We start from the raw sequence: 24488 nt of genomic DNA on the forward strand, positions 1-24488 counted from the left end.
ACCAATGAAACATTGGAGGTTATCATGCCAATCTCACTTATTTTAGTTTTACTCACCCTGATCGCTCTAGGAGCTTGGGTATTCTTTCGCTTTTATAGCAAGCATTATTTCGGTGAAAATGCCCCTGAGCAAAGTGCACAAGTCACCATATTAGACAAACAAGCGATCGATATACCGGACGCGAAGCCCGGCCAAGACGATCAAGAGTATTGGATTTATGTGCAGCGCGGTTCCATGGGACCGAAACGCGAATTTCAAATCGGGGTACATTACTACCACGCTCTTAATCCAGGTGACAAAGGGACGCTGACTTATCATGGCGACAAATTTCTACACTTTGCCCTCAAACGTTAATCTACGGCAGCAACCATCGAGTCTTGGCAGATCTCGAAAACAGATAACTCATTGCCAAGGCTCCTGCTCCACTTAATATGACCCACAGTGGGATCACCCATATTGGATTCCCTTGGTGCCAACCAAACGCCTTCATCGGCCACAAGAAGATCGGGTGCAACAAATAAATGCCTAAACTGTACTGACTAATGAAACTCACTACCTTCTGGATTTTCGGCGGTAACTCTTCCCCAACATAACGGCATAACATAAAAATCATCGAAGCCGCTAAAACTACGTTGAGCGTTTTGTAAGACAACCAACGACCCACCGTATATTTACCGGCATCCAAACTATTCATCACCACCATAGTAAACGTCAACGCCAATGCCACCAGCCCGAGACCAGTAAACAACATTGTGACCGAACGATTGAGTGGGATCTTCTTAAACAGCACGTAACCTAACGGTAGGTAGCCCATATAGAGCCACATTTGATTACTCCAAGGCCCATCAATCTTGAACAAAAATAAGGTGCTGGTGAATAACCACAGCGCCAAATAAGCATAGAGAGCGTTATCGTCCATATGACGTACCATCCACTGAAATAACGGAATTACAAAATAGAGCGGAATAAAGTAGTAAAAGAACCCAAGGTGATAGTAAGTCGCATGGTGCAAGCTGTTGCTCACGACTTCTTTTACCGTGGCAAAGTCAAAGCCTTGCGCTGTCCAGCCTGACAAATACGCATAAAACATCGACCAAACTAAAAAAGGCACCAACACTTTACCTAAACGCCGTTTGACGTAGTACTTGGCATCAAAAGGACGCGTATCACTGAGCATCAAGGCTCCGGTGATCAAAATGAACACTGGTACCGCCCAACGACTCACACTATTTACACCGACGGCCGTTAACCATTGGTCAAGAGGAATCCCGCCCAACTCAGTGCGGTATGGGGCCAATACGTGAATGGCGATCACTGCAATAGCCGCGACACACCGCAATAAGTCAAAAAACAGAACCCTTTCTCTCATGGTTTTTTCTACTTGGAATGACTGTACGCTTATAGCATAGGGTAATTTTCATCCAGTTAAATAGTTAACAATCTGTTTTTGCTTGTTTTTAACACAACAGCGAACTCTTAAATAACATTGATCTGTAAAATGATTTGCTGCAACACCCATTGTTCAAACGGAAGCCGTAGCCCCAACCTTTCTCGAATGGGCAACAGCATAAGTCAGCTTATTACTTTAGGATGTTGGACAGATTAATAAGAGAGGTCTTTATGAACAAAGCATTATTAAGCATTACTGGTTTGTGTTGTGACCTTAGCTGGATGCAACCAAAAGGAAGAGGCCGTAACACCAGCGCAACCGGAAGCGAACCCTATCTGCAGCGCAGAAAACCTTGCTGGCGGTTGGTCACAAGGTGAAGTGACACCTGAGGCTCAACAAGCGTTAGATTTTGTACTCGGTCAGCTGAATACCGCGGCTAAGCTAAAAGAGCTCTTGAGCGTACGTACTCAAGTCGTAAATGGCCTTAACTACGCGATTGAATTCGAAATGGACAATGGTGAAGTTTGGAACACCATCGTTTACCGCCCACTGAAAGGTGATATGGAAATGACGCGGCTAGCACTACAAGGTCGCATTTGCCCATAACCCAAGCTTGCTGATTTGCGACACTGAAGCACAGAAAGCAAAATGGCTCCCATTGCGGAGCCATTTTTTATACTGAGTCGTAAACTGATTTAAACCGCCGCCACTTTGGCTTTTGGTAACTTGATAGAGATGACCGTCGTCAGCGCTAAGAAGGCAAAAGAGACCCACAGACACGCCGCCAGACCCGCTTCTTGGTAAATCCAACCGGATAGAACCGTACCAATCAAACGTCCCATCGCATTCGCCATATAGTAGAAGCCGACATCCAGTGAAACACCATCGCCTTTCGCGTAGCTTACGATAAGGTAAGAATGCAAAGATGAATTCACCGCAAATACCGCACCGAAGCTCATCAAGCCGACAACAATAACCAGTTCTGGTTGCCAACCAATTTGCACGCCGTAAGCAATCGCGCCAGTGATGACAGCAAGGATACCTGCCCAAATCAATGCTGCACTACCGTCTGGCACTCTACCTTGTGCTTTACCGGTAATACGAGGCGCAAAGCCTTGAACGAATCCGTAGGCAATCACCCAAGCCGCTAGGAAACCGCCCACCATCAGGTGATCCCAGCCAAACACACTGCCTAGGTAGATCGGAAGTGCAACGACAAACCACACATCACGCGCACCAAATAGGAACATACGTGCCGCAGACAGGATGTTCACCGATTCTGACTTAGAGAAAATCTGACGGAATTTAGGCTTGCTCTTCGCTTTACCCATGTCAGCCTCTAGCCAAATCAAACTGGATACGAAAACAATCGCCAGCACACTTGCCATGATGACCATCGAAGTTTGGAAACCAAACGCGGACAACAGCAAACCACCAATAAAGAAGCCTGCGCCTTTTAACGCGTTTTTCGAACCCGTTAAGATCGCCACCCATTTATAAAGTGCCCCTTGCTGCTCGTCTGGCACCAACGTTTTAATCGCGCTCTTGGCACTCATCTTATTCAAATCTTTGGCGATACCTGAAATGGCCTGCGCTGCCATCACCCAAGGGATGGTCAACCACGCATTTGGCACTGCCAACATCAGCAAGGCAAAAATCTGCATCCCTAACCCGACGTTCATGGTTTTGTTGAGACCAAGTCGAGCACCTAGCCAACCACCAACCAAGTTGGTCACTACGCCAAAAAATTCATAGAAAAGGAACAGCGAAGCAATGGCTAAACTTGAGTAGCCTAAGTCATGGAAGTAAAGCACCACCAACATACGTAGTGCGCCGTCCGTCACGGTGAAGTTCCAATAGTTGAACGTCACCAGCATGTACTGACGGATACTTTTACTTAGTTTTGAAATCATAACGACCTCAGATGTACTGCAATCAGAGTATTTAGATCATGATGTTCCAAATACTCTATGACCTGAACACCAGTATTGAGCCATCTCAATACTGGTGCCAAACTGCGAAACAAGAACTGACAATAAAATTAACTATTACTTAATAATAAACAGATAGTTAAATATCAAACTGGCATCCAAGTATCACATAAAATAGTAAGCTACATGGCGTAAGGAGAGCTTTTGGAACATGATGTTCCAAAAGCTCGACAAGCTGATCATGCGCTTTGTGCGACGCGCTCGATGTACTCAACTTGTACTGGTTTGGTGAACGCGCCAGGACGCAAAGCTTGCACTTCGCGCACGATGTCTTCTAGCGGCCAACCTTTCTCTAGCAATAGATGCGCAGCAAACAAACCTGTACGACCAGAGCCGCCTAAACAGTGCATTGCGACCTTACCACCTTGCGCTAGAATTGCGTGCAATTCAGGGCTTGCTTGTTGCCATTTTGCAGCAAACCCTTCGTCTGGCGCGCAGTCGTCTTCAATCTCAATTTGAAACCATTTCATGCCTAACTGTTGAGTGATTTCGCCCAGAGCAGAAACGTCTTGCGCTGCCAACTCTGAGTTATCAAGTGCTGTCACTACCGCTTGTACACCTTGGTCTTTCAACTGCTTTAGAGAATCTTGCAGTTCAACACCTTTTGTACCCGGACACGGAGTCAAAACCAAAGCGCCCGCTTCTAAATCTAATTGCCATGTAGGATGAGACATTTTAAAACTCCTTATGCCATACCAACGTTACGAACCAATTCTGCAGTGCGCGTTGCGTAGCCCATTTCATTGTCGTACCAGGCGTAAATCTTCACCATGCGAGCGCCAACAACCATAGTGGATTGTGCGTCAACGATGGTTGAACGTTGGTCGCCTTTGTAATCGATAGAGACCAATGGACGCGCTTCAAAGCCAAGGATGCCTTTTAGCTCACCTTCCGATGCTTCTTTCAGTAGTGCGTTCACTTCTTCTGCCGTGGTATCACGTTTCACATCAAAAATGATATCTGTCAGCGATGCGTTTGCTAAAGGAACACGAACTGCGTGACCATTAATTTTGTCTTTTAGATCTGGAAAGATTTCAACAATTGCAGTCGCACTGCCCGTAGTGGTTGGGATCAGGCTCATACCACATGCACGCGCACGACGTAGATCTTTGTGCGGCGCATCCAGAATCGTTTGTGTGTTAGTTAAATCGTGAATCGTTGTAAATGATGACTGCTCGATGCCCAGTTTCTCGTGAATCACTTTCACTACTGGTGCAATACAGTTAGTGGTACAAGATGCCGCTGTGACGATGCGGTGCAACGCTGGATCGAAGATGTGGTCGTTCACACCAACCACGATGTTTGCTACACCTTCTTCTTTTACTGGCGCACTCACTACAACGCGTTTTACGCCTTGCTCTAGGTATTTGTTTAGGAATGACGTTTTTCGATGAACACCCGTTGCTTCAATCACAACATCACATTGACCCCAGTTCACCGCATCGATATCACGCTCCTGTGAAGTCGTGATGCGTTTACCGTTGATCACCATGTCTGTGCCTTCAACTTGCACTGCGTGGTTCCAACGACCTTGAACTGAATCGAACTCAAGTAAGTGGCCCAAAGTCGCTGCATCGCCCGCTACATCGTTGATGTGTACGAACTCTAGCTCTGGCCAATCAAACGCAGCACGCAGTGCCAAACGACCAATTCGACCGAAACCGTTAATACCTACTTTAATCGTCATAATCTTCTACCTTTTCAAGCCTATAAACTGTTAACGCTTACTACTAGCAGCAAGCCGCACGAGCTTTATCGTGCAATCGTGAAATATCGTCTTGGTACTCTTTCTTCAAACAGTTCGAGTCCACCAAATCATCAATTAATTTTTGCATCCATCCTGGTAACAATTCGGACAATTCGTAATACACCCACTGCCCCTGCCGTATATCAACTAAGATACCGTTCGATCTGAGTTGCGCGAGATGGCGCGATATTTTTGGTTGGCTTTGTTGTAGCGCGTAGGCTAAATCACCAACACAGATTCTTTCTTCACGAACCACCAGCATTAAGCAACGCACACGGGTCTCGTCGGAGAGAAGTTTGAAGAACTGATGTGGAAGCATAGGACACATACCTATATATGGATATGCATATATAATTATTTAAAACTTAGGTGTCGTCAAGCGATCGTGCTCGACTGTAATAAAAGTTTAATATTTGATCGAATTATGCGCCAACGAAGCTCTGACTCCAGCGAACGGCCTCATCGAGTTCCAACGTCACATCATCAAAAGACAAACCCTGTTGTTCGTGTACGTCTAGCCAATCTGCACGCTCGCAGCACTCTCCCATAGCAAGTAAGGCGCCATCTTCCCCTTGTCGGTGAAGTAGCACTTGTTGTACTAAATGACTCAAAGGGAGCTGTTCCACCAGCGATTCCACTGATAGATCGAGCATGGTATCGAGAATTGGCAGTAAGCCAACCATGAAACCCTGCTCGCTATACAGAGAAAAAGGTTGGTAGCGAGAGATCCATTGGCAAAATTGCGCCCGCTGCAAACACAACATGTATAACTCACGCGGTTTGCGACTAGAAATGTATGAAGCAACGATTACAGAAACAAATAGCTTTAACTTATCTTGACCAAGATAAACTAATGCCTGACGAAATGAAGTAATGGGTACTTCCAGTTTAATCGATTGGGTGTTCACGAAGCGCAATAGTTTGTAACACAGCGCGACATCTTGAGTGATGATGCTTTCAATACGACCAAAATCTAAATCAGGTAGGCAAACTTCTTGGTAAGCGATGTAACAAGCTTTGTGGAGGAAAATGGATAAAGCATCGTGACGATGCGATCAGCGGGTTGGTACCGACTGAGAGAAAGTTATCCACAATCAACGGCATGCTACCCGGTTTGATTCGATGTGAGCAGGGTAAGCATTACTTTCACCATCACGGAACAACAACTCATACCCCAGCGTCTGTCTTTTTCGGTTAAAAATGGGCTGGCGAGCGACATACGCATTAATCATATTTTGTGGTTTTTATCTTTTATTATTTAGCTGCGGCTAACAATGCTCCACACCCCATAAACATCGAGCCAAATACTTTGTTTATTTTACCCATAACCTTGTCTGAGCGAATAAACCGTCCCATCTGTGCCGCTAGTGTGGTGTAGCCCAGCATGACAAACGCATCAATCGTAACTGTCGTGATACCTAGCACCAGCAGCTGAGTCAGCTGTTCTTTTGCAGGGTCGATAAACTGTGGAAACAATGCCACCAAAAATACGATTGATTTTGGGTTGGTCAGGTTAATAAGAATGGCTTTGTACAATAGTGAAGAACCTGACATCACTTTATGATTTTCCTTGGCCACTAAGCCAGACGTATCACGCCACTTTTGAATGCCAAGCCACACCAAATAAGCCGCTCCGACCCATTTGATCATGCTAAAAGCCGCTGCCGATTGCGCGACTAACGCTCCAATACCAGCCCCAACCAATGCAATATGAATAGCCAGACCAATTTGCAAACCAACAATAGCCCCTAATGACTTGCGGGTGCCGTAACTCAAACCATTGCTGATTGAGTTGACGGTACCAGATCCCGGAGCCAGACTAAAAACAATTGCAGTTACCACATAGGCTAACCAAACGTGGGTATCCATTGCATTTCCTCTATAATTCTTCGATGATACGTCACGTCAATAACGCATCTTCAGGTAATCGACTAATGGCTATTCACCATTCACCTTTGACTTATACTCAAGAGACTTTATTTGAGCAAGCAATAGGTGGTCCGATCGCTGCACTCTGGCAAACTCGCCAAGAGGGCTTCATCAAAGGGACAGAAAAAAAGAAAATCTATTGGTGCAAACTCACCCACTCTGAACACACAAAAGCGGTGCTCATCGTCAATGGCCGAATTGAGTGTTGTTGGAAGTACCAAGAGCTGTTCTACGATCTATACCGACAAGGTTACGATATATATTCGTTTGATCACCGTGGACAAGGTTTATCAGATCGCTTGATACCAGACTCAGACATGGGTCACGTCTATGAATTTGATGACTATATTGATGATATGGCATTGGTGCTCAAACAACTCGATTTAAGCTCCTATCAGCAGCGATTTATCATCGCACATTCAATGGGTGGAGCGATTGCAACGCGTTATCTGCAAACTCATCCAGAGCATCATTTCAATGGTTTGATCTTAAGCTCACCGATGTTTGGCATTGATTTACCCTGGTATCTCAACCCGGTTGCGCTCCCTGTCAGCCAGATCCTCACAGCATTCTCATCCAAACCTCACTATGCACCAGGGCACAAGGAGTACTATCCCAAGCCATTTGAAGACAACCCACTCAGCCAAAGCTACGATCGCTACCACTGGTTTCGTCGCTTATACCGTGATAAACCAGAGCTGCAAGTTGGGGGGCCTAGCACGCGTTGGGTGTGGCAAAGTTTAATGGCGACTAAACAGTGCATTTTATTAACGCGCCAGGTGAAAGTTCCAGTGTTGTTAATGCAATCAGGCAATGATCGTATTGTTAGTAATCAGGCTCAGCAGCGCTTTATCAATAAGTTAAGAAAAACCAACCCTCATGCAAGCTTGGTTTCTATCGCTGGTGCCGAACACGAAGTCTTGTTTGAAAAAGACCAATATCGTAATCAAGCTTTGGATGCCATGTTTAACTTTATGAAAGAACAGAGCCAGACCACAGATTAAAGAGGAAACTTTCGCTTAGCGATTTACCCTCTTTTTCTGCCTAATTTTGGCGTAAACTGCCTTTTGTTCCCCGCACTCGATGCAGTACGACCTAGTCAATCGACGGTGCTTCGCGTGCAATCAACCTGTTCCACTCTATCCACACCGTTTACGAGGGCTTCATGAGCACATCGCTACCTTGCAAAGAGATCACTAAAATCGTTGCCTCAGATCTGGATGGCACTTTACTCGCACCAAATCACCAACTAAGCGCTTATTCAAAAGAGACGCTAAAGGCACTGCACGAAAAGGGCTACACTTTTGTCTTTGCTACGGGGCGCCATCACGTAGACGTAGCCAGCATTCGTCGTACTGTAGGTATTCCGGCTTACATGATCACGTCAAACGGTGCTCGTGTACACGACCAAAATGATCAACTGAGGTACAGCCAAAACGTACCAGAAACCCTAGTACAACCGGTGATCGACACGATCAAGTCAGATCCTGGCATACTTATCCACATGTACCAGAACGACGATTGGTTATTGAACAAAGATGATGAACAACTGCGCGATTTTCATGAAGACTTTACCTATAAGCTATACGATGATAGCAACGCGCCGACTGATGGTATTGCAAAGATTTTCTTTACCCACCCAGCCCAAGATCATGAGCACCTAGTGGTATTTGAAAACAAATTGCGTGAGCAATTTGGCGACAAGTTGAACATCGCATTCTCAACACCTTGGTGTCTGGAAGTCATGAGCGCTGGCGTTTCTAAAGGTGATGCGCTAAAGGCCGTGGCAGAATCAATTGGCTTAACACTAGAGAACACCATCGCATTTGGTGACGGCATGAATGACGTAGAAATGCTATCAATGGCGGGTAAAGGTTTAGTCATGGGCACCTCTCACGAGAAAGTGATGAAAGCACTACCAAACAATGAAGTGATCGGCAGCAACGCCGACGATGCGGTTGCGCACTACCTGCAAGATCATCTGCTATAACCTGTATTGGCTATCAACAGCAGGTTATTGGCAAAATCACAAAGGGCTGCACTATGCAGCCCTTTCTTTTATCGCTGACTTGGCAACTTCTCTTTGCCGAGAATGGCCTCCCACTCTTGCTCACTCACCGCCATGATCGACAAGCGATTGCCGCGTTTCACTAGTGGCATATTTTCTAGCTCTGGCACCGCCTTCATTACCGACAGCGGAATCAAACGCTCAGTCTTACGTACAAACTCGATATCCACCATCATCCAACGTGGATTTTCTGGGTCGGATGTCGGATCGTAGTAATCGCTTTCTAGGTCAAACTGGAAATGATCGGGATACGCTTCACGGGTCACTTTGGCAATGCCAGCCACACCTACGTTCTTACAAGAGGAATGGTAAATCAGCACCAAGTCGCCCAATTTAACTTGGTCACGCATCATGTTACGCGCCTGATAATTACGAACGCCCTCCCAACATGAAACCTTTTGGGTTCGAAGCGTGTCAATAGAAAAGGTATCTGGTTCTGTTTTAAATAACCAATATGCCATAATGCGATCCGATGCAGATTGTAATGAGGAAGATATAACATGAAGGCTTTGAAAAACCCAGTGGCACTCGCCACAGTGCTGGCCCTACAAGCGTGTAGCGTGCAACCGCCACAGTCCGATGCAGGCACGCCAACCACGCTAGCTGCGTCCTTGGATAAGCCAGAAACCATCTTACCTCAAACCTTTATGCTACGTGGTGAAGTGGTAATTGGACACGAAAGCCAATACATCACCCCTTGCGGTAGCGATAAACAGTACTGGCTGCAACTGTCGCCACAACAAATACAACGTGCAGTGGCCATCACCAACGAACCTTATCAAATCATGTATGGTGAAGTCATTGGTCACCTCAACCCACCTGGCGCCGACGGTTTTTCTGCAGATTTCGATGCTAACGTTGTGGTTGAGCAGGTGAACTTCCTTACGACAGAAAATCCGCATCGCTGCAAGCAAACCAGCAAACCCACTCGCGTATTTGGCAATGAACCATCATGGGCAGCAACCTTTGAAGGTAATGCGCTTAAATTCCAGCGACTTGGAAAATCTAACCAAACGTTAGACATCAACAGCAGTAAGCTGCAACCTCGCCAACGAGCTTACCAACTCAATGACGGCGAACTACGTATGACCGAGAACTTGTGTTCTGACACCATGAGTAACTCACTCTATGGCTGGCAAGCAACGCTGGAACACGACGATAAGACCTACCAAGGTTGTGGTATGGCAGCCAACGTAGATTCGACCTTGGAGTGGGTGAACACTTACGTGGCGACGTCAACTCAATCACAAGGCTTTGAAGTGCAGATGACACTGAACAGCGACCACAGTGCGATAACCAAATACAGTTACTCTGACGGACAGCCACCTTTAGTGGAACGCGGTTACTGGCAACAACTGAGTCCATCACAAGTACAAGTCGTGATGACTCACCACCAGCAACAGCGCTTAATGACCGAGCGCCTGTTTACTCGCGAAGGCAACCAGCTGAAAGCAGTAAAAGAGAAAGTTGGTAATCTGGTTTACCCAATCGCCGATGGCGGACTTGTGCTTTACCCAGCAACAGTACACAACTCAGGCACTGAACAACCAGCCACGGATCGCAGCAACGATCCGATTGGTGCAGCTGATGTTCCTTCCAGTGCGGACTTCAACTCAAAAGTGGATGCCACCGTACGCCATTACTTTTTCATTAACCAAACCAGCCCAAGCAACAACCAATACCGCTGGCTGACTTACGATCTAAATGGCGATGGTAATGAAGAGCTGCTAGTCCAACTAGATTGGTGCGGTTCTGGCGGTTGCACCCTGCTCGTGTTCGAAAACCACGAGAATGAGTGGCGTTTCAACAGCCGTATGACGCTAGTGCAAAGCCCAATCATGCTGGGTCAACAAACCTCACACGGTTGGCGTGATCTGATTTTTAATGTCAGCGGTGGTGGTGCAACGCCGGGTCAACACGTGATGCAATACACGGGCGTAAGCTACCCAATCAACCCAAGCTTGGCGCCAACAGCGAGCAAAGAGCAAGTCAGCGGTGTGCGTCTGTTCTCGGATGGCATCAGCCCTGTTCGTGAAGGAGTACGCTTATAATGGTGCAGCCTTGTCCACATTGCGGTTTTCAATTCAACTGCATTTGTTCACTGCTGCCTAAACTCCGTAGTGAACACGCATTAATGCTGTTGATGCATCCAAATGAACTAACGCGGGACACCAACACAGGCAAGCTGATCGCACAATGCCAATTGAATGTGACCCAAGCGGTTTGGGATCGCAAAGCACCACCAGCAGAGTTACTGGAAACGCTTGCAGAACCAAGCCTATTGCCAGTGCTGCTCTTTCCCAGTGAGGAAAGCCTGACCTTAGCGCAAGTTAAACAGCAAAGTGATAAGCAAAACAGAAAGCCGCTGTACATCATCCTGGATGCAACATGGCAAGAAGCGCGTAAGATGCTCAATAAAAGTCGTTGGTTAGAAGATGTGGCAATGATGAGCTTAGCCACTCAAACAGATTCCCAATACCAACTACGTCGCAACCAACAAGAAGGCAACCTGTGCACTTTTGAAGTCGCAGCTCAATTGCTGGGGCAACTAGGAGAAAAGCAAAACCAGCAACAGATGTTGGACTTCTTCAAGCACTACCTGCCCGTCTTCCAAGCTGAGAAAAGTGGTCACACTCTAAAAACTTAAGACGATGAGAAAACAAAAAACGCAGCACTGGCTGCGTTTTTTATTCGATACCGTTTCACGTGGAACAATGACTAGTTCAGTAACTCAGGCAACGAAAGTAATTGATGAATTTCAACATCCGGCAACACACGTCCATTGGTGTGCGTCATGACAGAGCGCGCTTTATCATTAAACCAACAAGCTGAGAATCCAGCACGTTTGGCTCCTTGGATATCTGTCAACAAGTGGTCGCCCACATGCAAAATATTTTCTGCGGGCAAATCGAGACACTGCTGCGCTTTGGTAAAGAGATCGGACGCAGGTTTAGCCTGTCCATCAGGGCCGGCTTTCAATACCGATTGGAAGAACGGCGCAAGCCCCACACGATCCAAATCGACATTACCATTCGTGATCGCGACCAACGGTACCTTATCACTAAGCTCAGCCAGTACATCCAAGCTTTGTTGAGGTACTTTAAACTGGCTACGCCAATCCAACGCGACATCGACACCGGCTTGGGCCGCCATTTGCGCCTCATCATCATGGTAACCTACTTGCAAAAAGCCATGCTTAAGCTGAACAAAACGCCAAAGCGTCACATCACTTTTAAGTTCCGGCTGCTGCTGTGCTACACGCTTTTTCAACGTCAACCAATCGGCTTTATCCATCTGCGCCACCGCAGGGTGGGTTTGCTTAAGCCAGGCCAACAGCTCTTGCTCCATGCGCACTATCACTGGGTAGTTATCATAGAGAGTGTCGTCAAGGTCAAAGGTCATCGCCTTTACTGGCGCAATACGGCGGTAGAATTTCATCAGCGTCCCTCGTTTCCGCTCTTCTTACGTGCACGAGGATGAGCCTGATCATAAGCTTGTGCTAAATGCTGGAAATCCAAATGCGTATAGATTTGAGTGGTCGAAATATTTTCATGCCCCAGCAATTCTTGCACCGCACGTAAGTTGTTGCTTGATTCCAGCATATGCGTCGCAAATGAGTGACGCAATTTATGCGGGCTAATATGACTCGCCACTGATTGTTTTTTCCCCCACTCTGCCATGCGCTTTTGTACACTACGATGAGAAATGCGCGTCCCCAATTTTGAAACAAATAACGCGGGTTCGCCTGCTGCGGCTAGATCACCACGTACTTTCAGCCACTTGGTAACCCATTCCGTTGCCATACCTGAAAACGGCACTTTGCGCTCTTTGTCGCCTTTACCAATGACTCGGAGTTCACCACTACGCAATTGCACATCTCGTACATCGACGCCGACCAATTCAGCCAAGCGTAAACCGGCACCATACATCAGCTCCATCATCGCACGATCGCGAATCGACAGTGGATCCTCTTCGTTCACTTCCAATAACTGATTGACTTCATCGACATCGAGATTTTTCGGTAGCGGACGCTTTTTACGCGGAGCAGAAACGCCTTTGGCTGGGTTCGCAGACAGGTCGCCACGTAAGATAAGAAAATCAAAAAAACTGCGCAGAGAGGATAAACGTGTCGCCAAACTACTGGCTTTCATGCCTTCTCGCATGCCTTTACCAGCGAGCTGGCGTACCCAGCCCGCATCGACCTGGGACCACTCTTTCAATCCCATTTCAGTCAGGTGCTGAGCCATGGTTTCTAGCTGCTGCTTATAATTACGTTGGGTATGCAGACTCAGCCCCTTTTCGCTTCGCAAGAATTCGTAGAAACGTTCAAGAGGCTTTTGAAGACTATTTGGCAGAGGAATGCTGGGAGTTGTTGTCATGATGACTTTTCCATACCAATGTTTGAGCGAGATGTGCCACCACTAATGATAGGTGACGCAAAAACAAGGTATCCATATCTGGTTGGAAATGGCCGCCCTCTTCACTAGAAAACGCCAACACGCCAAGCGGCTGTATTTTTACCAGCGGCAATACCACATAGGAACCCATTTCTGGAACATCCATATCCCCAAACAAAGCTTCACGATCCACTTTACGTAAACGGCCTAAATACGCCTCTTTTCCATTTAAGTGATTGGTTGCAAAGCGCTGATAGTCTTCCTTACTCAGTTGAGTTTCAGCATCACACTGGCTCAACAGCCGAACATAAGCCTTCAAACCGAGCTCTTTGGCTTTGTGTTCAATGGCGTGAATGACTTGCTTAAAGTCACTGCACTTTAGGATTTGCCCTTGCAGATCCATAAATTCGTAAAAAGTGCGATCGTTGTTCGCCGCCAAAGACATCAATGTGGTGATCTCTTCTTCCAACTCTTCTATACGTTGACGCTGACGGTTCATTTGAATATGCACCAAAGAGACCGTACCTAAATCCGCATGAGGGAAAGATAGGCGGTCGACTAATGCTAGGCGTTGCACAAAGAAATCCGGATGATCCTTCAAATACTCTGCAACGACTTCCGCCGTCAATACATCCGCTTCGACTTCAGATAATGGTTTTTTCTTTTGTTCTACTAGCACGACAACTGACCATCAAATACGTGAGTTGCAGGACCGGTCATGAATAACGGTTGCCCTGGACCTTGCCAAGAAATACGCAAATCACCGCCCGGAAGTGACACTTTTACATTTTCGTCCAGTAAACCTTGCAGAATACCGACCGCTACTGCACCACAAGCACCGCTACCACAAGCTTGCGTTTCGCCCGCACCACGTTCATAAACACGTAGACGGATATGATTGCGATTCACCACTTGCATAAAGCCTGCGTTCACACGCTCAGGGAAACGTTCGTGTGATTCAAGCAATGGCCCAAGCTTTTCTACTTCTGCGCTATCCACATCATCTACAACAGTAACGACATGCGGATTCCCCATGCTAACCGCCCCACAGAACAGAGTTTTCTCACCAACACGCATGATGTAGGTTTTCTCTTTCTGCTTCGCTTTGAAAGGAATCTTATTCGGTTCGAACTCCGGAACGCCCATGTTGACAGTCACTTCACCATCGTCTTCTACATCAAGAATCATCTTGCCTTTCTTGGTGCTAACGCTAATGCTGTACTTGTTAGTCAAACCTTTTAAACGTACAAAACGAGCAAAACAGCGTGCGCCATTACCACACTGCTCCACCTCACTGCCATCCGCATTAAAAATGCGGTAATGGAAGTCGCTTTCTGGATCATAGGGCGCTTCAACGACAAGCAACTGGTCAAAGCCAACGCCCGTATGACGATCCGCCAAGCGACGGATCAAATCTTGCGAGAAAAATACGTTCTGGGTAATACAGTCGACGACCATAAAATCGTTACCCAAACCGTGCATTTTAGAAAAGTGGAAATGCATTTGTTGTGTGTTACTCCGGTAGAATCTGTTCCAGCTGCCACAAACTGGTCAGCTCCTCACGCTGGCGAACAAGGTGGCTTTGGTTACCATCCACCATCACTTCCGCCGCTCGGGTACGAGTATTGTAGTTCGAAGACATAACAAAACCATAGGCGCCTGCAGAGCGAACCGCGAGTAGATCACCTTCTTGCAGAACTAGTGCTCGATCTTTGCCCAAGAAATCGCCCGTTTCACAGATAGGACCGACTAAGTCGTAGGTCTGTGCTTCACCTTCACGCGGTGAAACTGGGACGATATCTTGCCATGCTTGGTATAGCGCAGGACGCATTAAATCGTTCATTGCCGCATCGATGATGGCAAAGTTCTTGTGCTCGGTGTGTTTTAGGAATTCCACACGTGTTAGCAAGATACCTGCGTTAGCTGCAATCGCACGACCTGGTTCGAAAATCAGTTCGAGATCTTGGTGATTCTCAAGACGACCTAGCAGCGCTTTCGCATAATCAGAAGGCTGTGGTGGCAATTCATCACGATATACCACGCCTAGACCACCACCGACGTCTAGATGACGAATGTTGATGCCTTGCGCTTTCAAGTCATCAATCAGTGCTAATAGACGGTCAGTGGCGTCGATGAAAGGTTCAATTTCAGTCAGCTGAGAACCAATATGGCAGTCGATGCCTTGCACGTTTAAGTTTGGCAGACTCTGAGCAAATTGATATACAGCTGGCGCACGGTCAAACGCGATACCAAATTTGTTATCACGTAGACCAGTCGAAATGTAAGGGTGTGTTTTTGCGTCTACGTCAGGGTTAATTCGTAGAGAAATCGGTGCAACCACACCTAGCTCGCCTGCAACTTTATTCAAGCGCTCTAGCTCAGGTTCTGATTCCACATTGAAGCACTTTATACCCAACTCTAGTGCGCGTTTCATTTCTACTGAGGTTTTACCGACACCAGAGAACACCACCTTCTTCGCATCACCGCCAGCGGTGATCACACGCTCTAGTTCACCACCTGATACGATATCAAAGCCTGAGCCCAAACGAGCCAGTGCATTCAGTACACCTAAGTTTGAGTTTGCTTTTACTGCGTAACAAACAAGGTGAGGGTGTTGACCCACTGCACTATCAAATGCTTTCCAATGACGCTCAAGCGTCGCGCGTGAGTATACATAAAGAGGAGTGCCATGTTGCTCAGCAAGAGCTTGAAGAGGAACATCTTCAGCCCAAAGCTGGCCATCATCCTGATAGTTGAAGTAATCCAAAATTCGCTTCCCTTATTTAATTCGGCTGATTATTGTGACTGCTCGCTTTGCTGAGCATCATCTGGGATGTAAAGTGAACCTGATTGTCCGCAACCAGCAAGTGTCGCTGCAACCATCACAAACAACACCGTAAGTAGTTTTTTCATTTTGCATATCGTGATTATTGAATCAATGCCCCCTATAATCGCACCACACTCAAGAAAAGCAATAGGATAGACGGATGAACGATACTGAATTTCATCAACTGGTGGACACACAGATGCAAATCATCGAAGAATCCATCGATGATTCAGGCGCAGACATTGATTACGAGGTGTCTGGTAACGTAATGACATTAGAATTTGAAGACCGCAGCCAAATCATCATTAACCGCCAAGAGCCAATGCATGAAATTTGGTTAGCATCAAAGTCTGGAGGTTTCCATTTCAAGTTGGTTGACGATAAATGGATCTGCTCCAAAACAGGCATGGAGCTGTTTGAAATGGTGAAACAGGAGTGTGAAAAGCACGCTGACGAAGAAATCGACTGGGTATAAGTCAAATCGGTCATCACCAAACTAAAAAAGAGCACCTCTGTGCTCTTTTTTGTCTTCATCTCTATACATTAACCGCTTTCATAGGTCGCGTTGGGGTACTGCCATCATTGCGGTAAGGAATGATATAGGCGTTACCCTCTTCAGGATGAATAATCTGGTAGTACTGCGGCAAGTTAAAGTTTATACACTTCGACGCCACTCGACTATCGTCCTTCACTGAAGTATAGAAGCTGTTCACTGATGCAATCATCTCATCTTTTGAGCCGCTAAACTGGTGATAAACTTCAACTTGGTTCGACTCATCCAGAACATAAATGTTGAAGCCATCATCAGTATCTTCAAAGAAAAACTGCACCAAAGCCTCACTGGCAAATCCATCCACGACTTCTGGTAATTGATACTCTTGCTCACGATCCAGCATCAACAACGGAGAACCTTTCAGTTTGTTAGTTGAAATACTACGGTAAAAGTCGACGGAATTCTCTAACTTTTGAACCGATACACCACGACGCTCAAAGAATAAGCCGTATGTTTGATTGCCAAGGCGCATCGCTTTAAAACGACGGCGCTTCTCTTGCTCAACCGGCTTCAAACGTAAGTCAATGCACTCAGCCAGCAACTGGTAAACCATATTGCGCATCACACCGCGCATGTTTTTCGCATAGCAGAATACGTCCACCGACTCTGGAGGAATCGCATCTTGATGCATCTTGCCTAAAATGGTTTTAAGCGCATCCAACATCGCGGTACCGCCCTTGAAGTGCAATGTACGCACTTCGTGCCATGAGTTTCGGTAAACCAAATCGACACTGCCGACAAGGTTAATTTGCTCAGGACCAAAGCTGAAAATATCAGTATTCTTCACATCCACCTTAAGTGAGCGACCAGACAGCTCTGCGGTTGGATCATTTTCAAAGTTGATAAACATCGCCAGCTGGCTAATTTCACATGGGCTAGCCAATGCTTGCATCGTCGGACGACGTTTACGCAGCGAGAAAGTATTACGTAAGTCACTCACCATTTGGTAGAACTTATCGATATCGATCTGAGCTTCACGTACAACCGCATGTAGGCGGGTCGATTCGGTAATCAAACCATTGAAGAATGCCCATGAAACTAACTTACTGAGGTACTCGTGATGCTCAAGACTCGGCTGACCAAGGATGCGATGCGCAATTAGTGGTTGCTTGTACAAATACCAACCCGACTTATTCATCCCGCCTTCTTTCACTTCAATGAAACTCAAGTCTGGTTCGTGCAAGTCTGGTGAAATTTGTGGGTTCAGCAGAGTCACTTTGCCCGGCAACACTTCAAATGCAGCATACAACTTGCGAGCCAGAATGCTAATATCCTGCGGACTAATTGCGGAAGTAATGTTATTGCGGCGTGCAAACTGAATCAGATTGCGATAACTCTGCATCAGGGCATCGAGCAGCGCATGGTGCACTACCTTCACCTGTTCAACCTTCCAGTTACGGCGATCATCCAACTCAGCAATCACCGCTTCATCCCAGTTCCACTTGGTGATCATGTCGCTTAATGCCTCACGACGCCAAGCTACCGAGCCCACATCAGGTTCTCGGGAAAGCTTCTCATGAGTTTTAAGGTAAAAACAGCGACGAGCTAAGTCCAGACGAGAGTCATCTTGAACTCGCTCTAAATAACGCGTTACCTTCTCAAGCATCAAGTAATACGCGTCCATGCCGTACAAATCTGGCTCATGAGCAAAGAAACGACGCTTGGTATCAATACTTAGAAGTTGCGTATTCGGGTATTCCCACGAGTAAGCTTCAAGCAAAATGGCCTTCAGCACCGATTTGTAGGGTGAATCGATACTTTTGTACAGCTGCCATAAATTCGAGCCAAAATATTCTTCGGCTGGAATACGATTCAGCTGACCAAAGTTGATCCACTCATCACAGTTGATATAGCCATCATTACAAAGCTGTGCAACGTACTCGTCGTAACACTCTTCCATTTCAGGCGGCACAATTTGCCACAACAAACGCTGTCCCGCGAGGCGTACGGCTGAACGATAGAACTCATCTAGCAATAGTAAGTGCTGAGAAGATCCACAGTTATCACCAGTCATCTCTTCAGATTGATTACTACGAAAACGCTCTTCATCCATCAGGAAGAAGTTTGCTTCGACACCTTGGCTTTGCGCCCAATCGGTGATCAACAAGCACTTGTTGGTTAGCTGTTCCCGTTCACCGCTGTCCATCTCTGGCGAAACACATACCCAAATATCCAAATCACTTGATGTGCTTTGGCCAATTGATGAAGTACTGCCCATGGTATATAGCCCAAGAATCGCTGGGGTATCTGCGGTTTCCAACGCTTGGCCGATGGTCAGTTGAGTATCATCAAGGAATTGCTGTTGGAGTTCATTGAGCTCAAACCCATACACACCATAAGGTACGTCAACATCATAGTAACCAGGAATAACAGGATGGTTATAGTTCAACAAGGCAGGAATCAAGTGGAATACTTGCTGGCTTTGCGAATCCATAAGCGCCAGCGCACGTTCAATACGCTGCTGGTTCAAGTTATCTAATCGCTGAATAAGTTTTTGGGTGTAAGCCTGCAAGGGAAATTCCTTGGTTGAACAATCACGAAAATTTGCTGATGTTTTAAGCCAAAATGACCTAAAAGCGTGATCAATTTAACACTTTCGTCAGGATTGGTAAAGATTCCCTCTCGCAAATAGTTGTGGTCCGAAAACCCTACTCTGCTCGCAAAATTGATAGCGCAGTAGTGTCGCTTGTATTCCCCCTCAACGAATACTAGTCCTTAGCCTAAATGAGAATCCAATCACACAATTTCCATAACGTCATGTCATTCCAACCACGACGCCATGAGATATCTAACTAACATTAAGACTTTCACGCCGAGAATGGTAGGATAAACAAATACCAAAACAGCATTGAGAAGACCATGACACAATCTACGCCAATTCGCATTGCCACTCGAAAAAGCCCGCTTGCTCTATGGCAAGCTTACTACGTAAAAGATGCCCTTCAGGCCGCTCATCCAGGCCTTGAAGTTGAGCTAGTGACCATGGTGACCAAAGGCGACATCATTTTGGATACCCCACTAGCCAAAGTGGGCGGAAAAGGTCTCTTCGTAAAAGAACTGGAAGTCGCAATGTTAGAAGGCCGTGCTGACCTTGCCGTGCACTCAATGAAAGATGTGCCTGTTGATTTCCCGGAAGGACTTGGCTTAGTGACGATTTGCGAACGCGAAGACCCACGTGATGCTTTCGTGTCGAACACTTACAGCAATATTGATGAATTACCTCAAGGTGCGGTTGTCGGTACTTGTAGTCTACGCCGTCAATGTCAGTTGAAAGAATACCGCCCCGATCTTGTGATCAAAGAGCTGCGCGGCAACGTCGGTACGCGTCTAGGCAAACTGGATGCAGGCGAGTACGACGCAATTATTCTTGCAGCAGCGGGGCTAAAACGTCTGGAACTTGAAGAGCGCATCCGTAGCTTTATCGAGCCAGAACAGTCACTGCCAGCTGTAGGCCAAGGCGCGGTAGGCATTGAGTGCCGCGTTGATGATGAGCGCTTACTCAAACTGCTTGAGCCATTAAACCATCAAGACACCGCTGACCGTGTACGATGTGAACGCGCAATGAACCTAACGCTAGAAGGTGGCTGTCAAGTGCCAATCGGCAGTTACTCACTGCTAGACGGTGATCACATTTGGTTACGCGCCCTTGTAGGTGAACCCGATGGCAGCTTAATTGTTCGTGGTGAAGTACGTGGCCACCGAAAAGATGCAGAAACATTGGGGGTTCAGCTTGCCAACGAACTGTTAGACAATGGCGCACGTGACATTCTAACTAAACTGTACGCAGACCACGAATAGCCATGGCTGTATTGGTCACTCGGCCGGGAGAGCAAGGCAGCGCGCTTTGCTCTCTGCTCGAAAGGCACGGCATCTTGGCTCTTCATCACCCATTGATCGACATTATCGCCGATCTCAACGAACCATACCTCTCCAAGCACATCAAACAGGCCAAAATCATCATCGCAGTTAGCCAACATGCGGTGCAATGTGCAGAGCAAATCTTAGTAAACAGCAATAATTCATGGCCAAAGCAGGCTATATACCTTGCCGTTGGTCAAAAAACCGCACACTATTTAAGCAAATATACCCAACAGAAAGTACACTATCCACAAGTCAGCGATAGTGAGCACTTGTTGCAACTGCCAGCATTACACGATGTAGAGAAACAAACAGTATTGATTCTTCGTGGAAACGGTGGAAGAGAGCTGATAAAAGACGCATTGGTACAGCGCGGGGCAAAAGTTCACTATAGTGAGACCTATAAGAGAGAATTTATCCCATTCGATCCAGTAAGCTGTGTCTCGCTATGGAAAAAACAACAAATTGACCAGATCATCGTCACCAGTGGTGAACAACTGGATTACTTATGCAGTCAATTGACCTCAGAACAATTGGCTTGGCTTAATCAACAAGAGTTGTATATCCCCAGTCAGCGAATCGCTGATATCGCAATTCAAAGGGGCTTCACTCGGGTCAGGTGCACAGGAAGCGCATCCAACCAAAAATTACTGGCTGCTCTCCAGCCCTAGCTACACAGGATATAGGCATGACAAGTAAAAATAACGACCAAAAGAATAACGATAAAAACCTTTCCGCAGAAATCACATCGGCACCGCCAGCTGAAAAAGATACACCTAAACAGAAATCTGAACCGAAAAAGGCAGAATCGACGCCTGCTCAACCAAGCAAACCAACAGAGCCAAACAAAGCTGAATTTGAAGATAAGCAAGGCAAACGCGGCGTAAAACTGGGGACCGTTGCTATCATCTTATCGCTAATTTTTGGTGGTGGTCTCACCTACAAAATGCTTGAGCAGCAATCCGAATACCAAACTCAGATCGCTCAACTGCAAAGCCAACTAAAACAGGCTCAAACAACAATGAAACAAGAGCTAAGCCAGGTTAAGCAAGAGACCATCGAGAAAGCGACCACGGTTACCCACAAAGTAGAAGTGGTTCTAGGTCAACAACAAAAGAGCATTGAAAGCCTACAACTGGCAATAGCAGATGTGGAAGGTCGTCGTCCAAACGACTGGCTGCTAGCTGAAGCGGACTACCTAGTAAAACTGGCAGGTCGTAAGTTATTCTTAGAACACGACGTAGAAAGCGCAACCCAACTGATGGAAAGCGCAGACCAACGTATCGCAGCACTAAACGATCCAAGCTTAGTCGGTCTACGTAAAGCAATGGCAAACGACATAACAAAACTTCGTACAGTGCCACTAATTGACCGTGATGGTTTGGTCCTTCGCTTAACCGCACTTCAGCAGCAAGTAGATAAACTGCCTCTCGCCAACGCATTGCTTCCGGAAGCGGCAGCAATAGAGAAGAAGCAAGTATCAGATGACATTGCCAACTGGCAAAATAACCTGATGACGTCACTAAAAGACTTCTCAGATAACTTCATTACCTTCCGTACTCGCGATGGTAATGTGATTCCATTACTTTCTCCACAACAGCACTTCTACCTAAAAGAGAACATCAAGGCGAAGCTTGAGACGGCAATCAAAGCGGTTTACCAAGAGCAAGGTGAGATCTACATAACATCATTAGAAACAGCCGAAGAATGGACAAAAGCGTTCTTCAATCAAGATGATAAGTCGGTAAAAGAGTTCATCAATACACTTAATCAACTGAGCAAAATAGACATTCAAGTTGAATACCCTGCGAAACTAGAGAGCCAAAATCAGCTCTCTGATGTGATTCGTGAGCGTCTTCGTCGCGATGTAACTACCATGACAGGTAAGGAGGATAAGTAATGGTTCGTCTTATTTTCCTATTTGTTATTCTCGGTGTTGGCCTATTTGTCGGCACCCAGTTTTCTGGTCAACAAGGCTATGTACTAATTTCAATCGCGAACAAAACCATTGAAATGAGCGTGACTACACTGGTTATTTTCGTGATTGCTACGCTTGCTGCACTATTCTTCCTCGAATACTTGGTGAAAAAGCTTGTCTACGCCAGCTCTAACACGTGGAACTACTTCAGTGTACGTAAAATGCGTCGCTCTCGCCGCTACACCAATGAAGGTATTATCAAACTACTTGAAGGTGATTGGAAAGGCGCTGAGAAGAAAGTGACACGCTGGGCAAACCACCACGATATGCCTCTACTGTGCTATCTAGTTGCTTCAGAAGCAGCGCAAGGTCAAGGTGATAAAGTGAAGCGCGATCAGTACCTAGCACTCGCAAGCCAGCAAGAGAACGCACATTTGGCAGTAGAGTTGACTCGTGCAAAACAGTTCATTCGTGATAACGAGTTCGAATCTGCTTTCGATACGTTGCAAGCACTAAAAGATCAGTATGCAAATAACTTCATTGTACTTAACCTGCTAAAAAGTACTTACATACAACTAAAGCTATGGCAACCGCTGATCGATCTGATGCCTCAGCTAACCAAAGCCAAGTTGGTCACTGAAGAAGAACAAGCAGAACTGATTCAGAAAGCACAATGTGGCTTACTACACGAAGTGGCTCAGCAACAAGGCAGCGAAGGTCTTATTTCGCACTGGAACGGCCTGGCACGCAAAGTAAAACAAGATGTTCATCTTATCGCTTGTTTTACTCGTGAGCTTATTTCTCGTAAAGCCGACACTGAAGCTTTCACCGTTATCAAAGAAGCACTGAAGAAACATCCAACACCAGAACTGTATCAACTACTACCAGCGTTGAACTTACCAGATACTCACCCAGTCATGGCCTTCCTTGAAGGTGTACTAAAAAAAGAGTCGGACAATGCAGCGGCACACAGTGCACTGGCCCACCTCTTTTTCCGCCAAGAGAAGTGGCCAGAGGCACAACAGCACTTCGAAGTCGCGCTAAAGCTTCGCTCAAACGTTTCTGACTACGCTTTCCTAGCAGATACACTAGAGAAGCAGAACCTAACCAAAGCAGCACATGAAGTCTCTCGTAAAGCTCTAGCGCTAGTTCAAAGCAACTAAACGACTAAAAGGTTTAAAGCCGACAGAAAACTGTCGGCTTTTTTGTATCCTGCAATTCCCCAACATCCCTCCAACTTGTAGCTCTGCTAAGCATAGGTAATAGCGGTTACTCCTCTATTACCTACACATCACGAAGTAAGCTGTCTCAATAGAAGTAGCTTTCCAGTAATCGAGAGCAGCACAAAGCGCTTTAATCGCATTGTTCAAGGCGGTATTCCAACACCTATCTTGTTGAGAAGAACTCTGCCTGTGGAAGAGAGCTAGCTTGGCGCCAGGTAGAAAGAATAGTATGAGTACATCAGTATTCAGATATCTAATCAACTCAACCGAGCATCCTACCTCACTAAGCAGTGATAAGCTCTAAGAAGCGATGGTGTCTATTTAAATACAGTTGAAAGCAAGCAGCACAGTAATGAGAACTTCCGCAGACAAGAACAGTTGGAATGAACTTATATGAAAATTGAGATGATTGGATTCGAAGGCTTTCAATAACGGTCTAATCTGGAAGCTTCTGTCGCATAGGCGATTAGGGACTTGGACGCAAAACCACAGCCAGTTTATAAGCGTCAGAAACGACGAAAGCCCGTTGATTTCTCAACGGGCTTTCTATGTAGTGGCGGAGAGATAGGGATTTGAACCCTAGGTAC

The 24488-nt window shown here is 46.3% G+C and carries 25 protein-coding genes and 1 pseudogene; 11 read left to right on the forward strand and 15 right to left on the reverse strand.

What is annotated here, in order from left to right:
- Positions 1-24: 24 nt before the first annotated feature.
- The gene (locus ACVA54_RS16055) at positions 25-354 is read left to right on the forward strand and encodes a DUF2500 domain-containing protein (protein WP_099080945.1); all 330 of its coding nucleotides are present in this window, start codon (positions 25-27) and stop codon (positions 352-354) included.
- A 1-nt stretch (position 355) separates the two neighbouring features.
- Here the strand turns inward: ACVA54_RS16055 and ACVA54_RS16060 are convergent, their stop codons facing one another.
- Positions 356-1369, reverse strand: coding sequence for an acyltransferase (locus ACVA54_RS16060; RefSeq protein WP_099080944.1), 1014 nt, complete (start codon positions 1367-1369; stop codon positions 356-358).
- Between the two features lie 288 nt (positions 1370-1657).
- Between ACVA54_RS16060 and ACVA54_RS16065 the strand changes: the two genes are divergently transcribed.
- Positions 1658-1996, forward strand: coding sequence for a cystatin domain-containing protein (locus tag ACVA54_RS16065; RefSeq protein WP_409120267.1), 339 nt, complete (start codon positions 1658-1660; stop codon positions 1994-1996).
- Positions 1997-2085: 89 nt separating this feature from the next.
- On the opposite strand, the gene arsJ is transcribed toward ACVA54_RS16065, so the two are convergent.
- The 6 genes and pseudogenes from arsJ to rhtB all read right to left on the reverse strand — a co-directional run bounded on the left by arsJ (position 2086) and on the right by rhtB (position 6997).
- Entirely contained in the window at positions 2086-3303 is a 1218-nt protein-coding gene (gene arsJ, locus ACVA54_RS16070; RefSeq protein ID WP_099080942.1) for an organoarsenical effux MFS transporter ArsJ, read from the reverse strand.
- Positions 3304-3560: 257 nt separating this feature from the next.
- A complete protein-coding gene (locus ACVA54_RS16075; RefSeq protein WP_099080941.1) occupies positions 3561-4055 on the reverse strand; it encodes a cyclin-dependent kinase inhibitor 3 family protein in 495 nt (164 codons plus the stop codon).
- An 11-nt stretch (positions 4056-4066) separates the two neighbouring features.
- Positions 4067-5068, reverse strand: a complete 1002-nt coding sequence (locus ACVA54_RS16080) for an ArsJ-associated glyceraldehyde-3-phosphate dehydrogenase (protein ID WP_099080940.1) — start codon at positions 5066-5068, stop codon at positions 4067-4069.
- A 43-nt stretch (positions 5069-5111) separates the two neighbouring features.
- Entirely contained in the window at positions 5112-5447 is a 336-nt protein-coding gene (locus ACVA54_RS16085; protein ID WP_446581652.1) for a metalloregulator ArsR/SmtB family transcription factor, read from the reverse strand.
- Between the two features lie 103 nt (positions 5448-5550).
- Positions 5551-6360: pseudogene (locus tag ACVA54_RS16090) on the reverse strand (EAL and HDOD domain-containing protein).
- Positions 6361-6382: 22 nt separating this feature from the next.
- Positions 6383-6997, reverse strand: coding sequence for a homoserine/homoserine lactone efflux protein (rhtB, locus tag ACVA54_RS16095; protein ID WP_099080938.1), 615 nt, complete (start codon positions 6995-6997; stop codon positions 6383-6385).
- 65 nt (positions 6998-7062) lie between these two features.
- Between rhtB and ACVA54_RS16100 the strand changes: the two genes are divergently transcribed.
- Both ACVA54_RS16100 and ACVA54_RS16105 read left to right on the forward strand, forming a co-directional pair.
- Positions 7063-8061 carry an alpha/beta fold hydrolase gene (locus tag ACVA54_RS16100; protein WP_446581654.1) on the forward strand — a complete coding sequence of 333 codons (999 nt, stop codon included), beginning with the start codon at positions 7063-7065 and terminating at the stop codon, positions 8059-8061.
- A gap of 161 nt (positions 8062-8222) precedes the next feature.
- Positions 8223-9047, forward strand: a complete 825-nt coding sequence (locus ACVA54_RS16105) for a Cof-type HAD-IIB family hydrolase (RefSeq protein ID WP_099080936.1) — start codon at positions 8223-8225, stop codon at positions 9045-9047.
- Between the two features lie 68 nt (positions 9048-9115).
- Here the strand turns inward: ACVA54_RS16105 and ACVA54_RS16110 are convergent, their stop codons facing one another.
- Positions 9116-9586: an EVE domain-containing protein gene (locus ACVA54_RS16110; RefSeq protein ID WP_446609226.1), complete on the reverse strand. Its 471-nt coding sequence runs from the start codon at positions 9584-9586 to the stop codon at positions 9116-9118.
- 39 nt (positions 9587-9625) lie between these two features.
- Here ACVA54_RS16110 and ACVA54_RS16115 point away from each other — a divergent pair, with 39 nt between their 5' ends.
- Entirely contained in the window at positions 9626-11176 is a 1551-nt protein-coding gene (locus ACVA54_RS16115; RefSeq protein ID WP_446645146.1) for a COG3650 family protein, read from the forward strand.
- Entirely contained in the window at positions 11176-11772 is a 597-nt protein-coding gene (locus tag ACVA54_RS16120) for a tRNA-uridine aminocarboxypropyltransferase (RefSeq protein ID WP_119464654.1), read from the forward strand. Before ACVA54_RS16115 ends, ACVA54_RS16120 begins: the two co-directional genes overlap by 1 nt.
- A 71-nt stretch (positions 11773-11843) precedes the next feature.
- Here the strand turns inward: ACVA54_RS16120 and yigB are convergent, their stop codons facing one another.
- Genes yigB through lptM form a run of 6 tightly spaced genes read right to left on the reverse strand, consistent with a single transcriptional unit; the run spans position 11844 to position 16435 of the window.
- On the reverse strand, positions 11844-12563 hold the full coding sequence (yigB, locus tag ACVA54_RS16125; RefSeq protein ID WP_119464653.1) for a 5-amino-6-(5-phospho-D-ribitylamino)uracil phosphatase YigB: 720 nt from the start codon (positions 12561-12563) through the stop codon (positions 11844-11846).
- Complete coding sequence (gene xerC, locus ACVA54_RS16130; protein WP_099080931.1) at positions 12563-13504, reverse strand: tyrosine recombinase XerC; 942 nt, start codon at positions 13502-13504, stop codon at positions 12563-12565. Before xerC ends, yigB begins: the two co-directional genes overlap by 1 nt.
- The gene (locus ACVA54_RS16135; protein ID WP_446609228.1) at positions 13470-14201 is read right to left on the reverse strand and encodes a DUF484 family protein; all 732 of its coding nucleotides are present in this window, start codon (positions 14199-14201) and stop codon (positions 13470-13472) included. The genes xerC and ACVA54_RS16135 overlap by 35 nt, the downstream gene beginning before the upstream one ends.
- A complete protein-coding gene (dapF, locus tag ACVA54_RS16140; RefSeq protein WP_099080929.1) occupies positions 14195-15025 on the reverse strand; it encodes a diaminopimelate epimerase in 831 nt (276 codons plus the stop codon). Before dapF ends, ACVA54_RS16135 begins: the two co-directional genes overlap by 7 nt.
- A gap of 10 nt (positions 15026-15035) precedes the next feature.
- Entirely contained in the window at positions 15036-16289 is a 1254-nt protein-coding gene (gene lysA, locus ACVA54_RS16145) for a diaminopimelate decarboxylase (RefSeq protein ID WP_099080928.1), read from the reverse strand.
- Between the two features lie 29 nt (positions 16290-16318).
- Positions 16319-16435 (reverse strand): LPS translocon maturation chaperone LptM, encoded by a 117-nt coding sequence (gene lptM, locus ACVA54_RS16150; protein WP_045416898.1) that lies wholly within the window; start codon positions 16433-16435, stop codon positions 16319-16321.
- A 74-nt stretch (positions 16436-16509) separates the two neighbouring features.
- Between lptM and cyaY the strand changes: the two genes are divergently transcribed.
- Positions 16510-16824, forward strand: a complete 315-nt coding sequence (gene cyaY / locus ACVA54_RS16155) for an iron donor protein CyaY (protein WP_099080927.1) — start codon at positions 16510-16512, stop codon at positions 16822-16824.
- Between the two features lie 61 nt (positions 16825-16885).
- Here cyaY and ACVA54_RS16160 read toward each other — a convergent pair whose 3' ends face one another.
- Positions 16886-19414 (reverse strand): class I adenylate cyclase, encoded by a 2529-nt coding sequence (locus ACVA54_RS16160; protein WP_119464652.1) that lies wholly within the window; start codon positions 19412-19414, stop codon positions 16886-16888.
- A 347-nt stretch (positions 19415-19761) separates the two neighbouring features.
- Here ACVA54_RS16160 and hemC point away from each other — a divergent pair, with 347 nt between their 5' ends.
- The 4 genes from hemC to ACVA54_RS16180 are packed head-to-tail and all read left to right on the forward strand — an operon-like array spanning position 19762 to position 23841.
- Complete coding sequence (hemC, locus tag ACVA54_RS16165) at positions 19762-20700, forward strand: hydroxymethylbilane synthase (RefSeq protein ID WP_099081219.1); 939 nt, start codon at positions 19762-19764, stop codon at positions 20698-20700.
- 2 nt (positions 20701-20702) lie between these two features.
- Positions 20703-21431 carry a uroporphyrinogen-III synthase gene (locus ACVA54_RS16170; RefSeq protein ID WP_099081220.1) on the forward strand — a complete coding sequence of 243 codons (729 nt, stop codon included), beginning with the start codon at positions 20703-20705 and terminating at the stop codon, positions 21429-21431.
- 17 nt (positions 21432-21448) lie between these two features.
- Positions 21449-22660, forward strand: a complete 1212-nt coding sequence (locus ACVA54_RS16175) for a uroporphyrinogen-III C-methyltransferase (protein ID WP_099081221.1) — start codon at positions 21449-21451, stop codon at positions 22658-22660.
- On the forward strand, positions 22660-23841 hold the full coding sequence (locus tag ACVA54_RS16180; RefSeq protein ID WP_446649750.1) for a heme biosynthesis HemY N-terminal domain-containing protein: 1182 nt from the start codon (positions 22660-22662) through the stop codon (positions 23839-23841). Before ACVA54_RS16175 ends, ACVA54_RS16180 begins: the two co-directional genes overlap by 1 nt.
- Positions 23842-24488 lie beyond the last annotated feature (647 nt).

This window comes from Vibrio sp. PNB23_22_6 (assembly GCF_052877535.1).